Below are 6,342 nucleotides of genomic sequence, written 5' to 3'. Positions count from 1 at the left end.
AGATGAGGGCCCGTAGGCTCGCGCCAAACGGCTGATATTCGTTTGACATCAGCCGGTTCGCGCCAGCGTCCGGGCCCCCTCATTCATGTTAACTTAGCGGTCTTGGCCTAAAGGCCAGACACCAACGGTTGCTGAATCCCGTTTTACTAATGCCCGTGCCATTCGTACGTGCCCCCCTTTTCCGCGGCACTTTACGTTTAAAGTTGACGTACCACTAGGACCGCGCGAATCGCTTCGGCCGCAACAGCGCGGCCAAAAACACGATCGCGCAAGCCCGAGCCGGCCAGTCCCCGATCGTCATCACCAGGCTGGTCCGGCTGTCCAGACGCGGCTTGGCAATCACCCATCCGTTGCCGCCTTGTGGCAGCTCGTCGACGACACGGCCGTTGCTATCGATCCAGGCCGTCGGCCCGTTGTTGGCGGCCGACAAGATCGGCCGGCGACAGGCGACGGCGACGAATTGGGCGCACCGTTTGTGATGCTCGATGACGCTGGAATCATCAAACCAAGCGTCATTGGTGACGGTGACGATCGCGTCCGGCAATCCGCCTTCTTCAGCCTTGAGTTCACGCAGGTGATTGATCGCGACGCGTTCGACCGCGGTCTCGATACAGATATTGGGGCACAGCGTCGTCGGACCGATGTCAAAGCGTTTGGCGTGCTCGCCGGGCGTCAGACCCAGGTTCTTCGGCACCCAGTCGCGAACGATCGGCACGTGTTTGACCAGCGGAATGTACTCGCCGAACATGACCAGATGCATCTTTCCGTACCAGTCGACGACCTGACCTTCAGCACCGACGTGGACGATCCCGCTGTACATCTTCGTCGTCGGCCCATCGTCGATCACCCCGCAACCTCCGATGATGTCAGGCTTGGTCGCCTGGGGACCATTGCTGGCCGCCAACATCGCTTGCAACGATCCCGCGCGATATTGGAATCGCTTGCGGTGCTCGGCGGTCATCGCCCGTTCTTCTTCGCGGCTGAGTCCCAATTCCCGAGCCATCGCGCCATCGCCCTGCCCGGCCATCCAGGGGATCGTGCCGGTGAACATCGATTCGGGCCAAACGACCGCATCGATCGTTTCATCGGTCGACTGGAAGGCGCGAATCGACTCTTGCGCGTAGGCGTCAAACAACTCCAACTCGCGCGAACGGTCTTGATCGTATTCCACCGGTTCGTTGCGTCCGACGAGCGCGATCGTCGTCGTGGAGGGTTGCGTCGGTTGCCGTAGACGAGAGCGTCCATAGAGATACGTTGCCGAGAGCAGCACCAGGGCGGCGATGCAGCACGACACGACGCTGCCGGTTGAGGGAGTGAAAGGGTGGGCCGCGTCGGACGATCCCGTCGTCGAGCACCAACGCCGTCGCCATGCCGACACCACAGCCACGTTCACGACCACGATCACCAACGAGACCGCGTAGCTGCCACCCAAGTCGGCGATTTGAATCAGAGAGGGGACGTCGGCCAAGGTGTGGCCGAGCATGACCGCTGAAATTCCCGTCAGCATGTAGTTGCGAATGCATTCCATGCCCACCCACGCGAGCGGCGCGGCGAAAACCAGCGCCAGCCCCAGCCGCATCAAACGCCGCAGCGCCACCACCAATGCGACCGGGTAGATCGCCAGGTAGGCGGCCAGTGCGATCCAACAGGGATAGATCAACGGGTTGGCAAACCGCAGCCCTTGTAAGGTCAGGGCCCAGTAGCCGACCGCGACCAGGTACAAGACCGCATACTGTTTCGACGAAATCGTCGCCTGCGTTGCCGCAAGCAGCAGGGGAGTGGCGGCGATCGCTGCGAGCGGCCACCAGCCGAAGGGAGGCTGGCTCAACCAAGGCACGACCAGCGACGCCAGCGCGATCAACCACCAGGTTCGTCCGATGGGCGGCTTCGCCGACGACGTTTTCGTGGGCGACTCGGTTTCAGAAGGGGGGGCCGATTGGTTCATGCCCCAGATCCTAGGCAAATGCGTCGGTCAGCGGAATTCAGATCTCTTGATCGGCGAACGTCAGAGGTCAAAAAAGTGTTAGATTAGTGGATGCGATCCTTCGTCCTCGCACCCTTCTCTTTTCCTCGCCGCTCCCATTGAACATGAAGCCACCCGAATACCTCGGCCCCTACCGGATCGGAGAGACCCTCGGCACGGGCGGGATGGGGTCGGTGTTCAAGGCCAAACACGCCAAATCCGGCCAGGACGTTGCGGTCAAGTTGATCGCCTCGCAGATGTCCGACGAAATGCGTTTTCGGCGTCGATTTGACACCGAAGTCAAAACGCTCAAGCTGCTCAGCCACCCGAACATCGTCAAACTGATCGGGTTCGGCGAAGAGCAAGGCATGCTGTTCTATTCGATGGAGTATGTCGAAGGCGAAACGCTTCAGGAGATGATCCGTCAACAGAAAAAACTGCCTTGGATGACGGCGCTGGATATCTCGATTCAGGTCTGCGCCGCGCTCAAACACGCCCACGACTTCGGCGTGACGCACCGGGATTTGAAACCGGCCAATCTGGTGGTGCAGCGTGACGGGACCGTCAAGCTGCTGGACTTCGGGATCAGCAAGATTTTCGGCGAGAACCAGACCGCTGTCGGTTCGATCATGGGCACGGCCGACTACATGGCTCCCGAACAAGCTGACGGATCCGCCGTCACGTCGCGGACGGACCTGTTCGCCCTCGGCTGCGTGATGTACGCGATGTTATGCGGAAAGCCGCCGTTTCGCGGCAAGAACATCACCGAAGTCATTTCGGCGTTGCAGCACAAGGATCCGGTGCCGCTGGAGTTGATCGATCCCGATTTGCCGGACGATGTCGTCCAAATCGTCAGCGAACTGCTGGAAAAGCAGCCTGAGAAACGACCGCCAACCGCCTTGGCGGTGATGAACCGATTGAAAGCCATGCGCGCCGGCTTGCATCGGATGCAGACGCTGTCCGACCGCACGGGCGAAAAGCCGGAAACACCTTCCAGCGCTCAAACCAAGCTTCAATCCGCCGACGAGGCAGACCCTGACGAAGCCGGCTCGGGGCAACCGACTTCGGATCGCTCGGGACCGGAATTCGACACCACCGGGCCGGAGAAACCCAACGGCGGCAAGAAGACCCGCGTGCAGTCCGGCAAGACGCGTCCAGAAGACACCGTGCCCTTCTGGGACATCAGCGACGGCAACCAGACCTCGGTCGCAAGCGTGGACCCCTCGGCGCGGACGGTCCACACCGAAGGCCACAGTGGCAAACGCGGGACCGTGCTCAGTACCGCCGCCAGCGCGCCGTCGGACGCCCATCGGTCGGCGGATGATTCGACGGTCGATCCCGATGCCCCCAGCAACCGCGACACGTCGGTCGGCTTGAGCGGCAAGACTCACTTTCAAACCGTCTCCGACGGCGAGGTCCGCGAAGGATTCTTCGTCACCCCCAAGACCAAGGCGGAGCACCCTGCGCTGCGGATCGTTTCGATCGTCGCGCTCTCGCTGATCCTTCTCGCCGGCGTCGTCTTCCTGATCGTGTCCACGCGTGGGCCGACGGCGGAAGAATTACTCGCCAAAATCGAAACCCCAGACAACTCCGTTCAATCGTTTCAGATCCAAGACGAGATGGAACGATTCCTCAAACTGTTTCCGGATCACCCCAGAGCGGACCAGATCCGTCAGCGGGAAAAGATCTATCGTGTGGATGCGGCCGTGCGACGATTGAAGCTGAAAGCCAAGCTGCGAACCAGCGAAGGACCGCTGTACGAAAAAACGTTTCTCGAAGCGATGGAGTTGCGGCAAAGCAATCCGCTTGCGGCGCGAGATAAACTGCGTCAGTGGATCGCGGTCTTCGGTGATACCGATGACGATGACGGCGAGCCCGCGCGGCTGGCCCAACTCGCCGAATTCGAAATCGCCCGACTCTCCGCGGCTCAGTCGGAAATGCAAGGAGCCCCGGGAGATCCGAAGTTGGCGGAACTGATGCGACGGATCGACCGCGCCGAACAATTGCCGGCCGAACAACGCAGGACTCTCCTGGAAGGCATCGTAACGCTCTATGAAGGTCAGCCCTGGGCGAGCGATGCACGCCAGCGAGCGATGAACCTGCTGCATGGCCCTCCGCAGGACGACCCGACGCAGTGAGCGTGGGCATGCGCCTCGCCGTTTGCAATCGTGCCCCCCCAGCGGGAAGCGTCAGCGAGCGGCGTGTTCAAATCGTTCAATCGCGGCGCCGCTCGCTGACGCTTCCCGCTGAAATCCATCCACTTCAATCCGCCTCGACGTTCTTCCCGTCCGCCGACAACTTCCCCGCGCGACCGGCGGCCCAGTTTTGTAAACCTTCCAAACGTTGCTTGCCACGGGCGAAATAGGTTTCGTCAAGCGATGCGAGGTGTTGCGTCGCACGCTCCCGATAGGACGCGTCGGCGGATGCGGTCACCGGGATCTGAAACCATTGCATCACCGCATCGGAGACGGCCAACGCGATCTCTTGATGTCCGGCGATCGTCGGATGAACGTGGTCGACGAACCGCTGCGGGTCTTCGATTCCATCGGGAATCGGTCTCCACTGAGAATCCGTTCGATCGAACAACTGATCACATCGAATCGGACGGAGCCGATGCCCCTCGGCCAACTGCACGATCGTTTGCAAAACCGGTGTCGTCGCCCGCAGCGGGCAGACATCATGGTCGCGCGCGGCGTAAAGATGCTCCCTGGCTTGCTTGGCACGACCATGCTTCCAATGCAGCACTCCGGCCAAGTAATGGATTCCGGCATGTTCGGGATCGATTTCCAGGCACGCTTTGCAGGCCGCCAGGCGTTGGTCCACCGCAAGGCTGCTGTCCTCCGCGATCGCCTGATGCCGGTGAAAGTCATCCAATGCCGCTTGATCCAGATCCGCCATTTGAACCTTCAGCGGGGGCGTATTCACAACGTCACTCGTCGGCACACAAACCAGCAACGGGACGTCGGCGGCGTCGCACATGCCGATCATGCGTTCGAGGGTGACGCGAAAATGGTTCACGACGCCCCGTCGCCATTGTTCATCGCGGACATAGCGAGCCATTCCATCGACGAAGTCCAACCGTGTCTTCAATTCGGCCGGCAAGTCCTGGCGATGGTCGGTTGGCGGACGCAATCGCCGGCGGATCGATCGGACCAGGTAAGAGCCCTGGGCGAGGCGTTGCAGCGGGTTGCTCTCCCACTCGATCGTGCTGTAGCTGCGTTCTTCCAGATACTCGTTGTGCCCGGTGTACAGTACGATCACGTCGGGCTGATAGCGGAGGACTTCTTCCAACAGGATCGCGATTCGATAGCTGGCGTAGGACACGCCGCCACAGTTGACGACTTCGTAGTCATGCGACGGGTCCTGGGCGTCCAGTCGCAACTGCATCCATTTAGCGAATGCCGTTTCGGTTTCGTAGGGACGGCCCTGGACGGTGGACCCGCCGAGCACGAAGATGCGTCGAGTGTTCTCCCGCTTGTCGGCGGCAAACGAGGCCGGCCGAAAAAAGTTGAGCCTCGATGGCGGGATCTCCCGACGTTTTGAATCCGAGGACAGGACGAACAGCGGCGACTGGCCGGAAGAATCAAAAATCGGATCGCTCGCCAGGTCCTGTGGATCAACGCGGTGCGTCACTCGCAGGTAGAGTTCCGCGGCGATGAAGGGTAACAGGGCGATCGCCAGACAGACCAATCGAAACAGCCACACGCGTCGTGTCGGCAACTTCGGCAACGGCGGGTCGGGGGAGCGGCGAGACACTGAACGACCAAACAAACGAAGTCCGGGGGAGCAAACGGAGGTGAGGGTGACTACGGATCGAATTTACTTGACCGGCTACCGGGGGACGGGAAAAACGACGGTGGGAAAATTGATTTCTGCCGAACTGGCGACCGAGTGTGTCGATTTGGATCACGTCATCGAGCAGGCGGCCGGAAAAACGATTCGCGAGATCTTTGCCGAAGGAGGCGAAGACCTGTTTCGCGATTGGGAATCACGCTGCCTTCGTCAGGTGGCAGCCGATCGATCACAGGGACGCGTCATTTCGCTCGGCGGGGGAGCGATCCTGCGTGAGCAGAATCGTGACGTCATCCGGCAAACCGGGGTCTGCATCTGGTTGACTGCCAGTCCCGACGTGATCGCGCAGCGTCTTGCGGCCGACCAGACGACCGGGCGACGGCGGCCGGCACTGACGGAATTGTCGCCGGTGGAAGAGATTCGTGAATTGCTTGCACGCCGCGAACCGCTGTATCGTCAGGCGGCCGATTTGATCCTTGCCAGCGACGCCAAGCCGCCCGAGCAATTAGCCCGCGACGCGGTGCGATGGTTGGGCCGACAGGGAGGACCGATTTCCAGGTAGCGGGACGTCCGGTGGCAGCTTGAGA

At 61.1% G+C, this 6,342-nt stretch carries 4 protein-coding genes; 2 read left to right on the top strand and 2 right to left on the bottom strand.

Annotated features, from left to right (window positions below; all coding sequences use genetic code 11):
* Nucleotides 1–214 precede the first annotated feature (214 nt).
* Complete coding sequence (lnt, locus tag NZK35_RS15315) at nt 215–1,945, bottom strand: apolipoprotein N-acyltransferase (protein WP_259633411.1); 1,731 nt, start codon at nt 1,943–1,945, stop codon at nt 215–217.
* A 143-nt stretch (nt 1,946–2,088) separates the two neighbouring features.
* Between lnt and NZK35_RS15310 the strand changes: the two genes are divergently transcribed.
* The gene (locus NZK35_RS15310) at nt 2,089–4,101 is read left to right on the top strand and encodes a serine/threonine-protein kinase (protein WP_259633410.1); all 2,013 of its coding nucleotides are present in this window, start codon (nt 2,089–2,091) and stop codon (nt 4,099–4,101) included.
* A gap of 124 nt (nt 4,102–4,225) precedes the next feature.
* Here NZK35_RS15310 and NZK35_RS15305 read toward each other — a convergent pair whose 3' ends face one another.
* Nucleotides 4,226–5,719 carry an SGNH/GDSL hydrolase family protein gene (locus NZK35_RS15305; protein ID WP_259633409.1) on the bottom strand — a complete coding sequence of 498 codons (1,494 nt, stop codon included), beginning with the start codon at nt 5,717–5,719 and terminating at the stop codon, nt 4,226–4,228.
* A gap of 46 nt (nt 5,720–5,765) precedes the next feature.
* On the opposite strand from NZK35_RS15305, the gene NZK35_RS15300 reads away from it, so the two are divergent.
* Nucleotides 5,766–6,317, top strand: coding sequence for a shikimate kinase (locus tag NZK35_RS15300; protein WP_259633408.1), 552 nt, complete (start codon nt 5,766–5,768; stop codon nt 6,315–6,317).
* Nucleotides 6,318–6,342: the final 25 nt, after the last annotated feature.

It is taken from the genome of Stieleria sedimenti, from assembly GCF_025060895.1.
Taxonomy (GTDB): domain Bacteria; phylum Planctomycetota; class Planctomycetia; order Pirellulales; family Pirellulaceae; genus Stieleria; species Stieleria sedimenti.
This window is presented reverse-complemented; position numbering and strand designations above follow the sequence as displayed.